The organism is Acinetobacter sp. Lyrl_1 (genome assembly GCF_051948795.1).
Classification (GTDB): Bacteria; Pseudomonadota; Gammaproteobacteria; order Pseudomonadales; family Moraxellaceae; genus Acinetobacter; species Acinetobacter towneri.
In genome coordinates, this window is record NZ_JAYJLK010000005.1 from 1 (window position 1) to 19,768 (window position 19,768).

The following is a 19,768-nucleotide window of genomic DNA, read 5'->3' on the forward strand; positions in this document are numbered from 1 at the left end:
AACCAATTCGGAAAAGAATACATGTTTACTTTTTAATGACAGCTTATATGGTTCATCGAGTTGTATTAAAATCGGCTGCTGTGAGCCATTTTTAGAATTTACCTCACATTTCACGACAAATTGATCATTTGAAGTTAACACCAAAATTTCAATATCACGCTGTGGTGATGACAATACCTCCACGATCCCATTTTCATTGGTATATCGTTCATAAGCATTTTTCCGCCCTCTAGGTCTTGATTGAATAGGAAAATTTGAAACCACTTTCCCAGCACAATCTACCACTTTAAAAGTAGTTGTAACAATTCTAGCTTTGGTTTCACCTAATTCTTTTTGTTTATATTCTTCAATTGTTTTAGGTAACTGAATTTTTATTGGATCTTGTGATGATGAACCAATAGATGTATGAATGACCTTAAAAACAGTAAAATCTTTTTGATTGGGTGGTTTTGCCAGTATTTCTACTGTTCTTTGTGGAGATGCCTGAAATACAAACTGCCCATGAAGATCAGTTTTCTGAAGATTTTCACGTTTTGAACCTTGGTATCTAGACATAACATTTAAGTTGATCACCCGACGCCCTGAACGATCATAAAATTTTGATGTAATTGTGACTAAATTACTCATTAGCCTAAATCCTCTTCTGCATAAACTTCATCTTCTTCTAATTCTGTTTCTTCTTCTATTTCAGCCCATAATTCATCAATATTATTATCTTGTACAGCCGACTGAGTTAAATAGACATAGGATGAATTAAACCCTAACGCAACGAATTCAGTTTTTTCTGACGTATAAAATCTTAATGAACTGACACTCTGATTTGCATCTTGTATATTTTTATTCGTGTTAATGAGCCTTCCATCTTGCTTTCCGACAACAAAAATCTCTTTCTCATCTTCAGTTGCAACATCCCACTGATAATCAATTTGATGACTATATTCAGTCTCAGCTTGAGGCAAACTGTATTGGACGCTTGCCACCCGTTCCCCACCCTCAAAACAATGCTGCCCCGCCTTACATTCAAATTTCCCACCTGTTGTATTCAACACACCTTTTGAATTTATTTTGATTTGTGAACCGCCTGCCGTTAGCACAATTTCTTTCGGACTGCTGATTTCAATGCGCCCCTCAGTTGAAATAATTTGAATCCCTTCCCGTGCAAAAAAATCTACACCATCATCTTGTGCCTGAATTTCGACTTTTCCCTTGGCTGCAAAAGCACTTATACCTTGCTCCGCTGCAAATAAACTGATTTTATCGCGTGCATGTGTAATCACAGATTTTTGGGTAGAAACATTAATACTGCCTGCGGCACTTTGATGAATATGTTGATCTGCAGAAAGGTGTAAATCTTGCTGAGTTGAAACTGCAATTGAGTTGGGCGCACAAAGAATCATAACCGCCTGCTTAAAACTTGCCGCTTTAGTTTGATCTTCTAGTTCAATTTGATTTAAAAATTCTTTGAGATGCTCCAGTGTTTCCAAAGGATCTGTTTGCTGATTTTGTGCCAACTCACTTAAGCCTTTGCTTGCCGCTAAACTGGACTCCAATTGCCTTTTGGCAGGACTCGCATCTAAATGATACGCTTGTGCCTGTGCTTGTGGATGAGTTGAAAGCAGTAAGCCTGCACCTGCACGCACAGCTCCCCACCGATCAGTTCTTAATTCAAAGCCTTCGCCGCGCCCAATTGAATCCTCCTGCCGCATTGGATGGCTCAAATATCCTAAATTCAACTGACTCGCAGCATGACTACTCTGCAATTGCGCACTGAATTGTTTGGTGGTGTCATTGAAGCGAAGTTGGTTAAACCCTGCACCACGTATTTCTTGTGAACGAATCCCGCTCAAGTATTTGGTATCGGGTAGAGTTCCAACTGTATCGAATTGTGTCTGTTGTCGTTCTGCCTCATGTAAACGTCCAACCACAAAAGGACGATCAATATTGCCATCAAAGAAATCCACCACCACAATTTCACCAATACGTGGGTGAAATCTTGCACCATAACCCTCACCTGCCCACGGTGTGAGTACATCCACCCACGCCGAATCGCTCTCATTGTCGTTGGCACCCGCACCACCATCATGCAAGTGGTCATCACTTCGGGTAAATAAAAACCGAACTTTAATACGCCCCCACGCATCTACATGCACGGTTTCATCCTCAGGTCCAACCACTTTAGCGCGCTGTGGATAAGCCACGGGACGATGCAGTAATGGATTAAACTCTGGAACGAGCGCAATATGTCGTCGAATCAAATTCAATTGACAAAATTGTTGAGGATCACCCTCCAACGGTAACTGAAATGTCCACTGACTTTGTTGCAGCAGACTCAAAAAATGCTGTTGTAATTCAGGTGCTAAATTGTTTTGGTTATAAAACTGTTTGGACAGTATTAAAAACTCTCGTTCAGTTTGGGGATGTTGATCAATTTCAGCATGCCCGTGTAATTCAAACCAATACCCCACTTGCGCATCACGTAAATTACTTTGCGCGGAAAAATATTTTGCCTGCAAATCATAATACTGAGCCAATTGTTGTCCCAATTGTTCTAATTGTTCGGTACTTGCAGCTGTCACCTGATCTTGCCCAGTTAAGTCTTGCATCCACGCAGGACTCACGCACCACGCCTGTTCTAAACTTAAAGCTTCACTATTTTGTGTGCTACTTTGTAAGGGCGATGTGAACTGTACTGAATTTTGGTCCTGTGCCAAAAGATCGGGTTGCCAGCGTTGTAACTGTACTTCAGTGGGTTGCAGGTTACGCTGTGCCATCCAAGTGTAAATGCTATCCCGCTGCTCGATTGCACTTGTACGCTGAAATGCCACTCGTCTACGTTTTAAGGGCTGATAATGACTATTCTGCTCAATCAGTCTTAATTTTTGTGTATCCATAGGCGTTAAAAAATGCTCAACCCAAGGTTGTTTTTCATCCACCAACCAATTGATGCCTTCGCTACGCCACAAACGGGTTAAAAACTCATAATCGCTTTCGTTGGATTGTATGATGAGAGGTCGAACTGCATAACGCTGACTGAGACCACTTAAATCTAAACTTAAACTTGCAGCAAATAATGCACTGCGGTCTTGCCATTCTTTAAACAGAATTTCACTCACCTCCACCACAGTTTTATTCATAAATACCCGACTGTTGCGGCGTTTATGCCACAAAGCCGTTGCATCCTGAATCTGCAATTTATAGAGACTGAGCGTGCCATCACTTTGCCCTTGCGCTGCTGCAGTAATAATGCCGCTATGTCGAAATAATTCGCCTTGATCGGTGAGTTGATCTACAGCCACCCGACTGCCAATAAATTGTTTCAACGGCAAATTTGCATGCGGTGAGAGGCATAAGACATCCATCTACAAACCTTGGTTGATGGCATGCTGACCATAAACGCACTGCAAAAAGACCTGATGATTTAAGGCTGAATTAGAAAACTGGATATGAATTGTGCGGTGTTGAGGGCTTAAGCCAAATTTTTCTAATACAGCAAAGAGTGAACTTTGCATTGTTATTATCGTTGCTATTTTTATAGTGGCGCTATTCTAATCAGCAACTTGGCAATTATCTAGAGCGTAAAATGGATAAAGCGATAAACGGAATTTGCAGTTAAGACCATCTCCATCGCCAATTTTGATAATCCTCAATCCCTCTATTGATGAAAAATCAACAAACATGACACATTGCGTTACTCTGCAGTCAAGACAATCTTCAATCGCTATGCTACAACTGAGTTATGCCGTCAAAAAAGGAGAGGTGAAGAAATTTATTGTTTTTTATCAAAACCTTTTTTTATTTTTATTTCGTCATCTCAGCTTTCTACATAAAAGGGTCATCATTAAGCTTTAGCATAATAAAAGCATGCAAATGCCTTACATATATAACTGCTATTCGGGAGTGAACATGAATAACAGCCAAAATTATGTCAAACAAATTAAAAATGCTAAACGTGGAGGATATACGCCTACCATCGCCAAAGACATCAACAAACATAAGATTCAAAAAGCCATTCGCCTAATTGAACAATGGAGAACGCTCGCAAATGAACTCAAACCACAAATGCAACTTGATATGGCCTTTACCTTAGAAGAATGTGCACAGGATTTAGATCGCATCTTAAGAAATAAATAATCGCTTTTCACACTTCATTTCAAGTTATTTTCTTCAATGAGCCCACCCGCTGGGCTCATTTCATACAAAACCTTCTATGTGATTTCCTCGTTTGTAACGCGCCAAAATACTGTGTACAAAATCTTCAAAAACTCTATGCCCTGCATTAAACGGTTACTTTTTGGCTTGCGCACACGTAAAAATTCTGTAAAATTCTCTACACAACGCCGGCATAGCTCAGTTGGTAGAGCAACTGACTTGTAATCAGTAGGTCCACAGTTCGAATCCGTGTGCCGGCACCATATTAAACCTCATAAGTTTTTAATTTATGAGGTTTTTTGTTTCTATAAACGTATATTTTTATCTTCCTCATGCTGCTCGAATCTCCAATTTATTTAGGGCTTCGATTTATCTGCAAAACTTCAATTGCAATACAAGATTGTGACTTTTCACTTGTTAAATGTATTTTATGATTTAGAATGCTGTACACATATTTCAGATCGTATTTTTATATTGATGGTCTATTTTGTTGATGTTTCATCCATATAAACTGACATTTAAAAATATTTTTGTGAATTAAAATAAAAATTTAAAATTATAAGTCTTAGAAAATTGAGTATTAAAACAATGCTTCTCTAAAGTTTTCTAGTTTAAGGAATACCTCATGGCTCAAAGCTTTGCAACGCATCATTCCATGACCAATCATGGTGGAATCATCCTTGCCAATCAAATGCGTGTTTCTCAAATGGGAAATTTATTTTTAGTGGCGGGTAATGGACATTTCTGCCCTCAGTGCCAACGTTGGTCCACGATTATAAAAAGTCACGATCATATTCTTTTTGATGACAAAGCCGTGGGTTATGTCGGGGATCAATTGACGTGTGGCGCAAAAATTTTACCGAAACAGTTTCATGTGGTGGGTGGGATTTAAAGCCAATTATGAACATCCAAACACCGAAAAACTTCATTATCTAGCAGCTGATTACGATAGATTAAGCTTTTTCCGCACTCACCTGCACATATTTAATCCAGCCATCCGCATAGAGCTTGGCACATAAACGTGCGGTCATGGCAATTTTAAACCAGTCTGTATCTCGCGTTTGTACTCGATGCTTGAGATGCTGATTCACATAGTCAGCAAAACCCGCCAAAACTTGTGCCGACAAATCTTCCACCTGAATCTGTTTAAATTCAAACTGTTCTAAAACCGCTCGAAGCTGACTTTCAGACATCAGATCTTTAAAATTGACAGCGGCAGATTTTAATAAGGCACGATATTGCAGCTGTTTGAACGCATGCGTTGGCGCTTGTTCTGCCCAAATTAAATAATGAAAGCCCAAACGTCCATTTGAATTCAAAACCGCACTGACCTGACTTAAAAATGAATTCAAATGACTGTGATATGCTGCATCGATACAGAACACCACATCAAAACGTGGTTGTGGAAAAAGTGCTTTTAAATTTAAAAATGAAGCAGCGTGAATTTTAATATTTGAATTTAAATGTTGTCGAATCGACTGCACATGATGATCTTGTAGCTCAACAGCTTCAAGTCGTTGTATTTGATAGTGTTCCAACCAATATTTAAGACTGGCACCTTGCCCACAGCCTAAATCCAGTACAACATCTTTTGAATTTAAATGCACTGCTGCGGCCAAATGCGCTGCTAAATTTTGACATGCAGCGGGATAATCAGATCCCACTGCATCTGACCAATAACCTAAATTGCTCCACGGCAGTGCGGAAGTATCTCCCAAATATGCCGCTTGAATGGCATATTTATGTTTTGGAAAATGCTGTCGTATCGCCTGTTGCCATTTCATACTGACTCAGTCTAATTCAAAAAAGAGGGGCTGTTGATAATTCATCTATGTTTGCGACAACGCATATTTTTTAGCTGATATAAGGCATGAGGCAGGAAATTTAGTCATTCTAAATGACTGACTCATAACGCAATAGCAGCAAAAAATATGCTTGTCCTGAAAGGCTGTGGCTAAAACTTTCTCAGATTGCGTTATGAAACTTGGCAATAGTCTCGCTATTCCCTGCGTTTCATGCCTGATCTGCTCAGTTTTAGCCTACAGCACAAACCATTTATGAAATATCAACAGACCCTAAACTTAATAACCTAATTGCGGCGCAACCTCAACTTGTGGTTTTAAATCAATAAACGGTAATGGTGCACCAAAAATTTCTGCAATATGCATAGCGGAAGTCACTGCAGATTCTAAAATTGGTAAACCATCGCACGACCATGAACCGCAGAAGAACACTTTACGATTGTCTTGGTGATGGCGCTGCTGCAACTCTTTGTTTAATGCCACTGTCTTTGAATCCACCACAGCGCGGGTTAAAGTTACCGTTGAAATGATCTTTTTCGGATCAATTGGTGTAACTGGACGCCATGTTTGGAACACTGGCGATTTACCGACCAAAGTTGGTTCGATCGAGTTAAGCCATACCGTAAATTGCTGACGAGTAAATTTACGATCCATCATATAACTTAAAACAGACCAATCTTTACGTTTTGGCGGCATCACCGTTTGATCAGTGTGAATCACCAAATCACCCTGCTCGAATTTGAACTGTTTAAGCAATTCAATATCTTCTGCAAATTGTTGATTGTCCAAGAAGTCTTGGACTTTAGTGGTTGGCGTTGCAATCACTACACGGTCAAATGTTTGCGACTGACCCTCAGAATTTTCAACAATTACACCATCTTCTTGTTGATGAACACGAGTAATCGCTGCACCACTTTGAATATTAATACCTTCAATCAACTTATCAACCAATGCAGGCGTGCCACCTTGTAAACGCAATAATGCATCACCATCAGTCAATTGGCGTAAAAATACCAACAATGGTTTTGCTGGCCATTCACCAATGGTTTTAGGGTCACAAGTACAAATGGTGTAAAGCACTGGCATCACTGCACCATGCCAAAACACTTCTTCAATTTCGTTACGATTGATAAATTCCGCAAGGGTAATGTCTTGGTTTTTAGATTTGAAAAATTTAGCAATGGCTGTTTTTAACTGCAACATGCCTTTCACCAAACGCCAGCCGTATTGTTGTATCCCTTTACGGTTGTTAATGATTGGGAAATTACCAATACGGGTGCGACTTGTGGTCAGCCAAGTTTCGGTACGATCTTCAAATAACCAACTGCACGCCATATAAGTACGTACAGGATAAGTTTTAATACCTAAATGTGTGGCCAAGCTGAGGGTGTTTTTCCACAAATGTGGATTCATGACCCGTAACGGCGCATCAATTAAACCATCTTCAAATTCGATGCTATGACTGTCCATTCCACGACCAGGCAGCGCCTCAAAAATTGTAATGTTATGCCCTGCATCTTTAAGAATTCTTGCGGTAGCCAGTCCAGCCATACCACTACCGATCACTGCGATATCCAAACCGATCATCCATCTTTTTACATACTTTATGAAATTATGAACCATGCCTAAGGAAAATGAGCTATTAAAAACTACCAGATTGTGTACTTTTCACAGATAAACAACACAAAGTAGATTGGCAATATGATTACATTTTTTAACAATCAGGAAGTGCTTAAATAAGCCCTATAATTTATTCATATTATTTTCTAAACACTATAAATAGTGTTCTAAACCATGTAGATAAATTCACCAGTTTTATAATTTTCGTTTTACAAATAAATGTCTAAACGCTATGATACCAAGCACAAAAATGATAACTACATCACAGATAATTATCATAAAGAATATGATCAATCCGCTAAAACTAGAAATTTGACAGCGCCAGAACAACAAAAGCCTCGGTCGGGACATCGACATGAGGCTTTTTTCTTGGCTAAGATTTTTTAAAGCTTAACCCGCTTGATGTTGAATCGGAATTTCACCAAACTTGCCTTGATTAAAATCTTCAAAAGCTTGAATGATTTCCTGCTTGGTATTCATGACAAATGGACCATAGCCTTGAATAGGTTCATTTAATGGCTTGCCTGTCAGCACTAAAAATTGCGTATCTTGCAGTGCTTCAAGCTGAATTAACGCTTCGCCATCTTGAGCAAATAACACCACTGAGTGATCTTGCACAAGTTGACTGCCATTGACCCGCACTTCACCTGCCAACACCACCAATAAAGTATTGTGATCTACCGGCACATGCAGCGCTTGGGTCTGTGTAGCTTTCAATTGTCCATCCCAAACATTGACAGGGCTAAAGGTGCTGGCAGGCCCAGATTGCTCTGCGTACTGACCTGCAATAATGCGTAAATGCCCCGCCTGATTTTCAAACTCAATTTTCGGAATATTTTGAGATTCAATGGCTTGATAACGTGGCGATGTCATTTTGTCTGCGGCAGGCAAATTCACCCAAAGCTGCACCATTTCAAACAATCCGCCTTGTGCTGCATAGTCTTTGGAGTGAAATTCCTCATGCACCACACCCGCACCTGCTGTCATCCACTGCACATCGCCTGTTTTGATGGTGCCACCACCACCTGCCGAATCTTTATGCGTCACTTCGCCCCGATAGGCAAGCGTCACCGTTTCAAAACCGCGATGTGGATGCGAACCAACACCATGTTGTGCCGTAGTCGCATCAAAATGATACGGCGCTGCATAATCCAAGAGTAAAAATGGACTGATCGCCTGCCCTAAACGGTCATAAGAAAATAGATTTTTGACTGGAAAACCATCGCCCACCCAATGCATGTTTTGGTTGCGATATAAACCGATTATTTTTTTCATGTGTTACACCTATTGCTAGGAGAATAGATGTTTTGATCTTAATCGCTCATCGCACCACAACCTAGTGCAAATTTGGCATACAGCATTGCAAGAATGGAATAATCTTGCTGAAACTTATACATGGTTAAACAAATCATGAGCATAAAAAATCCAGAAGCGAGGTTCTGGATTTTTAAAATTGAGTGCGATGATTCGGTTAGATTTTACCAACTAAATCAATAGATGGTGCTAGGGTTGCATCGCCTTCTTTCCACTTGGCAGGGCAAACTTCGCCAGGATGCACATGTACATATTGCGCTGCTTTCACTTTACGCAACAATTCTTGCGCGTCACGACCAATACCACCTGCATTGATTTCTACAATTTGGATTTTACCTTCAGGGTCAATCACGAAAGTACCACGATCTGCCAAACCTTCTGCTTCAATCAGCACTTCAAAGTTTTTAGACAATGTCCAAGTTGGGTCGCCAATCATTGGATATTGAATCTTTTTAATTTCTTCTGAGGTGTCGTGCCATGCTTTATGGGTAAAGTGTGTGTCTGTAGATACTGAGTAAATTTCCACACCCATTTTTTGGAATTCAGCATATTGATCGGCTAAATCGGCAAGTTCAGTTGGGCAAACAAAGGTGAAATCTGCAGGGTAGAAAAACACCACTGACCATTTACCAATAAAGTCTTGCTCAGATACGTCAATAAATTGACCATTGTGGTAAGCGGTTGCGTTAAATGCTTTGACTTGGGTATTGATTAAACTCATGGATGACTCCTCAATTCGTTTCGGGGATTGCTTATCTTGTGTAGCTAGAATACGAAAATCGAAAGAATCGGTAAAACAGTGTTTTTTTATAAAAATAATCGGATTTATGAATTATAAATCCTATCATAGTTTGAAATTTAATCGAGAAAATAGATATTTGCTAAATATCTGCATAAAAAACCCTTTGTCGAAACAAAGGGTTTGGATGATGATTTTCCATTTTGAATCAAATGGCTATCTCTAGGGTGTACTAAAACGGCAAATCATCATCTAAATCTGCAGGTGCGGTTGCAGGCGCAGCTTGTGGCTTCGGTGCAAAACCACTTGGGTTATTGTTGGCATAGCCACCACCCTGATTTTGGTTAAAACCGCCTTGATTTTGATTCGCATAACCTGTGGCTGGAGCTTGGCTCTGATTGCCATAACCGCCTTGGTTATTGTTAAAACGTGGTTGAGCAAAACCACCATCTTGCTGGTCAGATTGTCCACGGTTAGCAGAGTCAAGCATTTGCATTTGATCGCCACGAATTTCAGTGGTGTAACGCTCTTGACCATTTTGGTCTGTCCACTGACGCGTACGCAATGAACCTTCAATATATACTTTAGAACCTTTGCGTAAATATTGCTGTGCAATCTCGCCTAAACGGTTATGTAAAACAATGCGATGCCACTCTGTTTGCTCTTTACGCTCACCCGTGTTTTTGTCTGTCCAGACATCACTGGTTGCGATAGAAAATTGAGTGAGAGAACCCCCATTTGGGAAAGTTTTTGTTTCAGGATCACGACCTAAAGTACCCACTAAAATGACTTTATTTACACCACGCATTAGACGTTTTCTTCCTATTTGTTTCTATTATTTACTTTATAAGAGTTATGCTTAAATGGCTACCTCTTTCCCAAACAAGTGCGTTAATTGTTGTCGCGCAGCATCATCAATTTGCTGTTTATCCACTTTCACATAAGCCACTTGCTGGTCAGACATCACCACGACCTCTTCAATACCACGAATTGCCAAAAGTTGAGAAGTCCATTCATCTGTTTTTCGGTTCTCAGGCAAACGCAACACCAAAGACGAAAGATAGCGCGGCTGCGCCAATCCAAAACTAACGAATAGCCAAATTATAGCAATCGCGGTCAAAATACTCCAACCCATTGCGGTGTGGTTGAGCATCAATAATTGTCCGCCAATCATCCCACCAAAGAATGCACCCAAAAACTGACTACTGGCATTTACACCCATCGCGGTGGCTTTAGATTGAATTGGTGCAGCCTTTGACAACCACGAAGGTAATAAGGCTTCCATAACGTTAAAGGCAATAAAGAATAAGCCCAAACCCAATAAAAGGATGTACTTCGATTCAAACCCGAAAATCAGCACCAACAGACCTAAAATAATACCTGCAATCGCGGTCAGGAAAATGCCACGCATTTTGCGATATTTTTCTGCCAAAACAATGCTTGGAAATGCCACGAACAGACTGACCAACAACAATGGCAAATACACCCAACCATGATGCTGCAAAGGAATATCGGCAAATTGGATTAATTGCGAAGGCACATAAATAAACATGGCAGTCAGCAATAAATGTAGGGTAAATACCGATACATGCAGACGGTTTAAATCGCCCATTTTCAGGACTTGCTTTAACTGAGTGATATAGCCTTGCTGAAAATTACGATGATGACGCGTGACTTTAGGCACCAATAACAACATGAGAATCGCTGCTAGTCCCATCACTGTGGTGACCCAAAATAACCCTGAAATACCAACCCAGCCCGTAAGCCATGGCCCTAAACTAAAGGCCACCACAAAGGACATACCGATACTCATCCCCATCACCGCCATGGCTTTCATGCGGTTTTCTTCGCGGGTCACATCGGCCAGTAATGCCATCACCACGGCAGATACTGCGCCACCACCTGCAATGGCACGACCAATAATCACGCCATAAATGGTGTCAGACATGGCTGCAATTGCACCACCCAAAGCAAACAGTAATAAGCCAAAAACCACCAATGGCTTACGGCTATAACGGTCTGCAATTAAGCTAAACGGAATTTGTAAAATGGCTTGGGTGAGTCCATAAACACCAACGGCAAGACCAATCAGTACAGGAGTTGAGTATTGATATGACTGCCCTGCTACTGAAAATACAGGAATAATCATGAACAGACCCAACATGCGCAATGCAAAAATACTGCTTAAAGCAAAGGTCGAGCGGCGTTCTAAGGCATTCATCATATCAATCGACTAAAACTAAATAATTTTGAATTTGCAGATATCCTACAACATTCAGCTTAAGGATGCTGATTTTTCCCGATGTTTATTCAACAGACCCTACTTTTTCAATAAAAAAGGGCGCAACGTTGTGCACCCAAATTTATATTTTATACAGTCTTCATCACCGTATTGCTCTGTGATTTCGCGGCAATACAGCAACGGGCATCACCATAGCATTAACCCGCTTTTGCCTGACGTTTTTTAAATTGAATAGATGCAATCACCGCCCAAACAATAAAGGCAACACCAATTAAACCTGTCACCACTTCTGGCACATGCAAGCCTGTACCGCTGGCAATCATAATAAAGGCCAACGCACCAATCGCATAGTGCGCACCGTGTTCAAGGTAAATATAGGCATCCAACGTGCCTTTTTCGACTAAATAAATCGTCATCGAACGCACGAAAATTGCACCAATCGCCAAGCCTAACATGATGATCACCACATCAGAGGTGATTGCAAATGCACCAATGACACCATCAAAACTGAACGAGGCATCTAGCACTTCCAGATATAAAAAGCCCCCAATACCCGCTTTCACCACGCCTGTCGGTACGCCATTTTCGTCATGACGCACAGCATTGCCCTGTTCATCGACCTCTGGTTCACCGCCCAACATGTGACTCAGCACTTGTACGCCAATATAAATCACGATGCCCCAAATACCCGCCATCGTCACCACAAGGCGCTTATCTTCCACCACATTGGCCGCCATGATTAACAAAGTCACTAAGGCCAAAAATACCGACATGGCAGGCACGCTTGCCAGATTGCTCAAACGACGCTCAAACCATCTAAACCAGTGCGTGTCTTTTTCATCATCCAAGAAAAAGTTTAGGAAAACCATCAACAAGAATGCGCCACCAAAAGCAGCAATTTCAGGGTGATGTGCCATCAGTTTAGCCGAATATTGCTTCGGATCATTCAATGCCAGTTGCACCACTTCCATCATGCCCATATCGGCAGTGACCGCCACAATGACCACAGGGAAAATTAAACGCATACCAAAAACTGCAATGATAATCCCCACGGTTAAAAACAGCATTTTCCAGAAATGATCCCAACCGCGCAGCACTGACGCATTCACCACCGCGTTATCAAACGACAACGACACTTCCATAATCGCCAAAATTGCGGTAATGGTTAGTGCGGTAAGCATGGTTTGCACACCTGCTTCTGGGCCATGGGTATAGCCCCAGTATGCAGATAGCGCAAGACACACAATCGAAAATACGATTGAGAAACCAAAATGTTTCATCATGAGAAACGACCTATCACTATATTTTGATCTGAACTTTTCATCTGCCGAATCTGTACCATCAACGCAAAGTACAGTTTTGATTAAGCTTTAACAGATACAAAAATTCTGAAAATTGAATTGCCCGAATTTTAAATCGGACAAAAACTGAGAATGTAAAATTTTATGCTGCAATTATGACGCTTTTTCCTCAACTTCGGCAAAATTCTTCGTATGATTTTTGGTTTCCCGATCAGATACCGTGAAAACCGTGTTTTTCATTCCCAAACTGCTATAGTGAAATGCAACGACATATTAGGAATTTAGGATGCGCTTTTCTCAAGACGCTTGGCAACGTAACCTTGCCCTTTATCACAAGACGCTCGCTTTACCATTTAATCAGGAGTTGGCACAAGGCACCTTAAGTAAAGCTGCTTTTGCACATTATGTGATTCAAGATTCACATTACTTAATTGCCTACGGGCGTGCACTGGCAGTCTGTGCGGCTAAAGCTTTTGATGCAGATGATATTATTCAGTTCGCAGATGCCGCCAAAATCGCAATTGTGGTGGAACGTACCTTACATGACAGCTTTATGCAGGAGTTTGATATTTCCAAACAGGAATTTGAAATTACTCCGCTGACCCTTGCCTGTCATCACTACACTTCTTATTTAGTCGCAACCGCATGGTCAGAAAGCTATCCTGTGGTATTGGCATCACTACTGCCATGTTTCTGGATTTATGCCGAAGTTGGTAAAGATATCGTCAATAATTCTGCACCGAATAATCCGTATCAGGCATGGGTCGATACCTATTCGGGCGAGGAATTCCACACCGCAGTCAATAATGTGATTCAAACCATAGACCGTGTTGCTGCGCGCTGTGATGCCGATACCCTTGAAAAAATGCACCACGCCTACACCAAAGCTGCAGAACTGGAATGGTTATTCTGGGATAGCGCCTATCATCAACGTCAGTGGCCGGGTTTAGATCAAGCTTAACGGCCGCCCTCACGCACCGTATGGGGATCACTCCATACAGTGCGACAAGCCATGACCGATAAAGCATGAAAAATAACACTTGAACAATTTTCATGCGCTATCATATATAGGTTTTTCATTTGCAAAATATCGAGAAGTTTTTATGAGCCAAAGTCATATCCGTATTCGAGGTGCACGTACCCATAACCTAAAAAACGTGAACCTTGATATTCCACGCGATAAATTTGTGGTAATTACGGGTTTATCTGGTTCAGGAAAATCTTCACTGGCGTTTGATACCCTTTATGCCGAAGGACAGCGTCGTTATGTCGAATCGCTTTCTGCATACGCACGCCAGTTTTTATCGCAAATGGAAAAACCTGAAGTCGACTCGATTGAAGGTCTAAGTCCCGCAATTGCCATTGAACAGAAATCGACCAGCCATAACCCGCGTTCAACCGTGGGTACCATTACCGAAATTTACGACTATTTGCGTTTACTGTATGCACGTGTCGGCACACCTTACTGTCCTGAACATGATTTACCAATGGTGGCGCAAACTGTTTCAGAAATGGTCGATGCTGTAAAAGCACTGGAAGAAGGCACTGCCTTAATGCTACTCGCGCCTGTGATTCGTGAGCGTAAAGGCGAATATGTGCATCTGTTTGAACAGCTACAAAGTCAGGGTTTTGTACGCGCCCGAGTTGATGGCGAAGTCATGGACATTGACCCACCACCAGAACTCGATAAAAAGAAAAAACATACCATTGAAGTGGTGGTAGACCGTTTTAAAGTCCGAGATGATTTGGGCAACCGTATTGCCGAAAGCTTTGAAACTGCACTGCGTTTAGGTGGCGATTTAGCCATTTTATCGTGGATGAATGCGGAACAACCTGATCGTATTTTTTCGGCCAAGCACTCTTGCCCGCAATGTGACCGTGCCGTGGCAGAACTTGAACCGCGCCTGTTCTCATTTAACAACCCTTTTGGCGCTTGTCCAACTTGTGATGGTTTGGGGACACGTAGCCATTTCAGTGCGGAAAAATTGATTCCAAACCCTGAACTGTCGATTAGTCAGGGCGCAATTCGCGGCTGGGACAGACAGCGTCCGTATTATTACAGCATGCTGGAAAAAGTCGCGGCACATTATGAACTCTCACTCGATACGGCATGGAATCAGCTGGACAGCGTGACACAAAAGAAATTCCTGTATGGCACAGGTAAAGACAAAATTGACCTGAGCTATACTGATGAACGTGGACGCCACCATAAACGTGTGATTGCGTTTGAAGGCGTGTTACCGCATTTAGAACGTCGTTACCGTGAAACCGAAAGTAATTATGTACGTGATGATTTGGCGCAGTATTTATCTAATGCTGCCTGTGATGCCTGCGGTGGTTCACGTTTAAATGAAATCTCTCGTAATGTCCGCGTGAAAGACAAAACCATTGCTCAAATTACCCAAATGTCGATTGGCGATGCCGAAGACTACTATCAAGGCTTAAATCTTGAAGGGGCCAAAGGTGAAGTCGCAGATAAAATCTTTAAAGAAATTCGTGAACGTCTGCACTTTTTAGTGTCGGTGGGTTTGAATTATTTAAGTCTGTCACGCTCCGCCGAAACTCTTTCAGGCGGTGAAGCACAACGTATCCGCTTGGCATCTCAAATTGGTGCGGGGCTTATGGGCGTGATGTATGTGCTAGATGAACCTTCAATTGGCTTGCACCAGCGTGACAATGATCGCCTGTTGGAAACCCTGATTCGTTTACGTGACTTGGGTAACACGGTGTTAGTGGTAGAACACGATGAAGATGCGATTCGCGCTGCCGACCATATTATTGATATTGGCCCAGGTGCAGGTGTGCATGGTGGACATATTATTGCCGAAGGCACCTATGCAGAACTGGCCGAACATGCAGACTCCCTAACAGGGCAGTATTTATCGGGCAAATTAAAAATTGAAGTGCCGAAAACGCGCACCCAACCGCCACATCCCGAACAACAAATTAAGCTAATGGGCGCAGCAGGACATAACCTGAAAAAAGTGGATCTCACTTTGCCTTTAGGGGTAATGACTTGTGTCACAGGCGTGTCGGGTTCAGGAAAATCCACCCTAATTAACCGTACTTTGTTGCCTTTGGCTGCAACACAATTAAATGGCGCAACTACATTAACCGCAGAAAAATTCGACTCGATTGATGGTTTGCAATATTTAGATAAAGTGGTGGATATTGACCAAAGCCCGATTGGGCGAACGCCACGCTCGAACCCCGCGACCTATACAGGCTTGTTCACTCCAATTCGTGAGCTGTTTGCGCAAACCCCTGAAGCTAAAGCACGTGGCTATGCAGCAGGACGCTTCTCCTTTAACGTTAAAGGTGGACGCTGCGAAGCTTGTGAGGGTGATGGCATGATTAAAGTTGCCATGCACTTCTTGCCAGATATGTACGTGCCTTGCGATGCCTGTCATGGTAAACGCTATAACCGCGAAACTTTGGAAGTCAGTTATAAAGGTCGCAATATTTCTGATGTTTTGGAAATGACCGTTGAAGATGCCATGCATTTCTTTGATGCCATTCCTGTGATTCATCGTCGGTTGGAAACGTTAAATCAGGTTGGCTTGGGTTATATCCGCCTTGGTCAATCAGCTACAACTTTATCTGGCGGTGAAGCACAGCGCGTAAAACTGGCGCGTGAACTGGCCAAACGAGATACAGGCAAAACCCTGTATGTACTGGATGAACCGACCACTGGTTTGCACTTCCATGACATTGCCAAATTGCTCGACATCCTGCATGAGCTACGCAACAAGGGTAATACCATTGTGGTGATTGAACACAACCTAGATGTGATTAAAACTGCAGACTGGATTGTCGATTTAGGCCCTGAAGGTGGTGCAGGCGGTGGACAAATCATTGCCGAAGGCACACCTGAAACTGTCGCAAAATCTAAAATTTCACATACCGCAAAATTCTTAAAACCGATGTTAAAAGGCTAAAATAGATTATTTCAGTTTTTAAGCCCATTCAAGTTTAAATACAGATTCAGCACAAACTTGTGCTGAATCTTTCACTCTAGGCTTTTTATCACTTCGGAAATGCTCGTGGATCAATTACTGTGACTTAGTCACCAGCAACGGCATTGCGCCCACGTGCTTTGGCTCTAAATAAGTGTTTATCGGCTTTTTCCAACAATCTGCTCCATGACGCAGCACCCACCGCCACGCCAGCACTGACCGACACTTGAATATAATCATTCAGTTCTGGAATAAAAATTTCTTGATTCACAATATGGCAGCGCAATTTATCTGCCAAATACAGCGCCTCAGTAAATTCTATTTGCTCAATCAAAACCAAAAACTCATCGCCACCATAACGCACCACCAAGTCTGAGGCACGGACATGCGCTTTGAGAGTATCGGCAATACATTTTAAAGCTTGGTCACCTACCACATGCCCGAAGGTATCGTTAATGTGTTTGAATTTATCCACATCCATAATAATCAGACCAGTTTTGCTCAATTTTTCAGGTCGATGTTCTAAATATTTGATGTATTCCTCAAGCGCCAAACGGTTGGAAACACCAGTTAAGGCATCGGTATTGGCAATATTACGCAGCTGAAATTCTAAAATATCACGCTGCTCTAGGCGTTGTTTTAATTTTTGAATGGCCTCTAAGAGCGTTACCTTGTCTGGATTTTGCGTCCCTTGAGCTTCATCATCATAAGCTGCCAAGCGTAAAATTTGGCTGCGTGCCTGAATTAAAGGAATAAAGACCTTTGAGCGCGCATAGACCATGGTGAAAATAGCAGCCAATAACGAAATAATTGACGCTACTAGGGTTAAAATGAAAATACGCTGAGCTTGATGATAATCTTTGTGCGCAACCTGCAAACTGTGCGCTAATATAAATGACTGCAAACTGACCACAGTGTTGAATTTATCCACCAATTTTTGGGTGAGTTCAGTGCCTGTCAATGAATAGGGTTGCCCATCAATACTTTGCTGAATCAATTGATTGACGATAGGAATTCCCTCATCCAGAAACTCCTTTTTTAATTGATCATGCAAAATATTATATTCAGGAATTTTATGTGCTTCAGGCAAAATGGTATGGATTAAATCCCACAAATAATAAGCTTGGCGTTGGGTTTGCAAAGAGCTCGCCAAATTGGTTTCAGGAATTTTTTCAGCAAACGTTACCGCGGCAATAATATTGGATGCCACCCTTCCCGCTTGATCACGCAAATCTGAAAGAACAAAAATCACACTATAATAGGTCGATACCGATGAGTCTTTTGCCACTGAATCGAGCATGACGTGTTTCAGCACATGCTGAGAACTGTCCCATGCCGCAAACATTTTTTGAATCGCATGATCCATCTGTTGAGAGCTACGCAAATGCTGTGGAGTTGCTGCATATTCATCGACCGCCTGACGCCCTTGTTCTAAAGCGGTCTTTAATTGATGCGATAAATGATGCGCATGGATAATAAAACCTTCTTTTCTTAAAATATTGATGGTCTGTTCTACTTGTTGATCCACGCCAGCACGGTACGCTTTCAATTCTTGTAAATTTTGCTGAAATTCAGCTGCTGAACTCGACATGACTTTGTTTGCAGGTGCTCGTTCACGCGAAATACTATTGGTCAGTTCAGCCACTTTGCCTAATACAGAAATTTCAATTAAAGCACGTTTTGTTTTTTGATAACTCTGATAACTATTCACCATCAGAGGAACGCAAATAAAAAGCAATGACACGATAATAATGATCATCGAGATCAACAGTCGCTGACTGATATGCTCTGTGCGCAATTTCATCATCATGCTAAGTTTCACCTACGTCATTATAACTGTGCAAAATCGTGGACTTGATCACTTAATCGGCGACTATATTACATGAGCAATCTTTAAATTACTTACAAAAAAGATAATTAATTCACTTATATTTTGAATTATTTAGTTTTTATCACCAAATCATAACAGCTAAATTGGATCTGATATTTTAAACCTGTCTAACTAGAGCATCTTATTCAAGAAAACGTCCAAAACCATACCCTGTGCCGATTTTCTTAAAACAACAAATACAAAAAAATAATGTTTCAGCATGCAGAAAATATTTTACAGATGCAACATTTGGGTGCATAATGCACCTCATTAGGGCGAGTTTAGTTTTTCCTCAGCAGTAAACTAAATTTACCCGCAAATTTTGGCGAAAAATCCCAGTTTTTGAAAGAAAACTGGGATTTTTTTATGGGTTTTGATCATATCACACCCTCAAACCGCACCATATCAGTGCAATTTTCGCAAAACCATTTGCGTTTTCACATGCAAAAAAAAAACCCAACCTTGGGGAAAGTTGGGCAGATAAAAAGCAAACAATTATGGAGAATCAGATCGCACTACTGGATGAACCAAGCTTAGGATTTGATGGTTAAATTATGAGATAAGTCACATAATTTACAAACCCGACTTAAGTAGTAGGACTTCATGGTGGAATTATGAAATAAATCACAGTTTATGTAAAGCCTAGTCAACCAGTCTGATTTATTTTTATACAAATAGTCAAAATTAATGTGATTAAATTCACATTATGCCGACTATTCCACTCAAATTTATTCTGAACAGACCTTATTTTTAGTTTGTTTTTTATCCAAAAATC

General features: G+C 41.3%; 11 protein-coding genes, 1 tRNA gene and 3 pseudogenes. 5 read left to right on the forward strand and 10 right to left on the reverse strand.

The features are described from left to right. Together VF675_RS03245 and VF675_RS03250 are read right to left on the reverse strand one after the other, a co-directional pair. Positions 1–627, reverse strand: a pseudogene (locus tag VF675_RS03245) (hypothetical protein); the annotation flags it as partial. Continuing rightward, positions 627–3,509 (reverse strand): annotated as a pseudogene (locus tag VF675_RS03250) (type VI secretion system Vgr family protein). The pseudogenes VF675_RS03250 and VF675_RS03245, both read right to left, overlap by 1 nt. Positions 3,510–3,903: 394 nt before the next feature. Between VF675_RS03250 and VF675_RS03255 the strand changes: the two are divergent. From VF675_RS03255 to VF675_RS03265, 3 genes and pseudogenes are all read left to right on the forward strand, one after another. Next, positions 3,904–4,131, forward strand: a complete 228-nt coding sequence (locus VF675_RS03255; RefSeq protein ID WP_004970172.1) for a hypothetical protein — start codon at positions 3,904–3,906, stop codon at positions 4,129–4,131. 205 nt (positions 4,132–4,336) lie between these two features. Further along, positions 4,337–4,412: transfer RNA gene (locus VF675_RS03260), tRNA-Thr, on the forward strand. A 362-nt stretch (positions 4,413–4,774) separates the two neighbouring features. Continuing rightward, positions 4,775–5,032, forward strand: a pseudogene (locus tag VF675_RS03265) (PAAR domain-containing protein); the annotation flags it as partial. A 70-nt stretch (positions 5,033–5,102) separates the two neighbouring features. Here VF675_RS03265 and VF675_RS03270 read toward each other — a convergent pair. The 7 genes from VF675_RS03270 to VF675_RS03300 all read right to left on the reverse strand — a co-directional run bounded on the left by VF675_RS03270 (position 5,103) and on the right by VF675_RS03300 (position 13,149). Continuing rightward, positions 5,103–5,933, reverse strand: a complete 831-nt coding sequence (locus VF675_RS03270) for an SAM-dependent methyltransferase (protein WP_154321174.1) — start codon at positions 5,931–5,933, stop codon at positions 5,103–5,105. 297 nt (positions 5,934–6,230) lie between these two features. After that, positions 6,231–7,538 (reverse strand): FAD-dependent oxidoreductase, encoded by a 1,308-nt coding sequence (locus tag VF675_RS03275; RefSeq protein ID WP_004970183.1) that lies wholly within the window; start codon positions 7,536–7,538, stop codon positions 6,231–6,233. A 423-nt stretch (positions 7,539–7,961) separates the two neighbouring features. Continuing rightward, the gene (locus tag VF675_RS03280) at positions 7,962–8,846 is read right to left on the reverse strand and encodes a pirin family protein (protein ID WP_440204763.1); all 885 of its coding nucleotides are present in this window, start codon (positions 8,844–8,846) and stop codon (positions 7,962–7,964) included. Between the two features lie 196 nt (positions 8,847–9,042). Further along, positions 9,043–9,606: an alkyl hydroperoxide reductase subunit C gene (gene ahpC / locus VF675_RS03285; protein ID WP_179995287.1), complete on the reverse strand. Its 564-nt coding sequence runs from the start codon at positions 9,604–9,606 to the stop codon at positions 9,043–9,045. Positions 9,607–9,856: 250 nt separating this feature from the next. Then, on the reverse strand, positions 9,857–10,432 hold the full coding sequence (ssb, locus tag VF675_RS03290) for a single-stranded DNA-binding protein (RefSeq protein WP_178867371.1): 576 nt from the start codon (positions 10,430–10,432) through the stop codon (positions 9,857–9,859). A 51-nt stretch (positions 10,433–10,483) separates the two neighbouring features. Beyond that, entirely contained in the window at positions 10,484–11,848 is a 1,365-nt protein-coding gene (locus tag VF675_RS03295) for an MFS transporter (RefSeq protein WP_440204764.1), read from the reverse strand. 215 nt (positions 11,849–12,063) lie between these two features. Beyond that, entirely contained in the window at positions 12,064–13,149 is a 1,086-nt protein-coding gene (locus tag VF675_RS03300) for a DUF475 domain-containing protein (protein WP_004970195.1), read from the reverse strand. 304 nt (positions 13,150–13,453) lie between these two features. Between VF675_RS03300 and tenA the strand changes: the two genes are divergently transcribed. Both tenA and uvrA read left to right on the forward strand, forming a co-directional pair. Next, a complete protein-coding gene (gene tenA / locus VF675_RS03305; protein ID WP_180112734.1) occupies positions 13,454–14,128 on the forward strand; it encodes a thiaminase II in 675 nt (224 codons plus the stop codon). A 142-nt stretch (positions 14,129–14,270) separates the two neighbouring features. After that, the gene (gene uvrA / locus VF675_RS03310) at positions 14,271–17,105 is read left to right on the forward strand and encodes an excinuclease ABC subunit UvrA (RefSeq protein ID WP_004970200.1); all 2,835 of its coding nucleotides are present in this window, start codon (positions 14,271–14,273) and stop codon (positions 17,103–17,105) included. 124 nt (positions 17,106–17,229) lie between these two features. Here the strand turns inward: uvrA and VF675_RS03315 are convergent, their stop codons facing one another. Then, positions 17,230–18,930: a GGDEF domain-containing protein gene (locus tag VF675_RS03315; RefSeq protein WP_026438407.1), complete on the reverse strand. Its 1,701-nt coding sequence runs from the start codon at positions 18,928–18,930 to the stop codon at positions 17,230–17,232. Between the last annotated feature and the right edge of the window lie 838 nt (positions 18,931–19,768).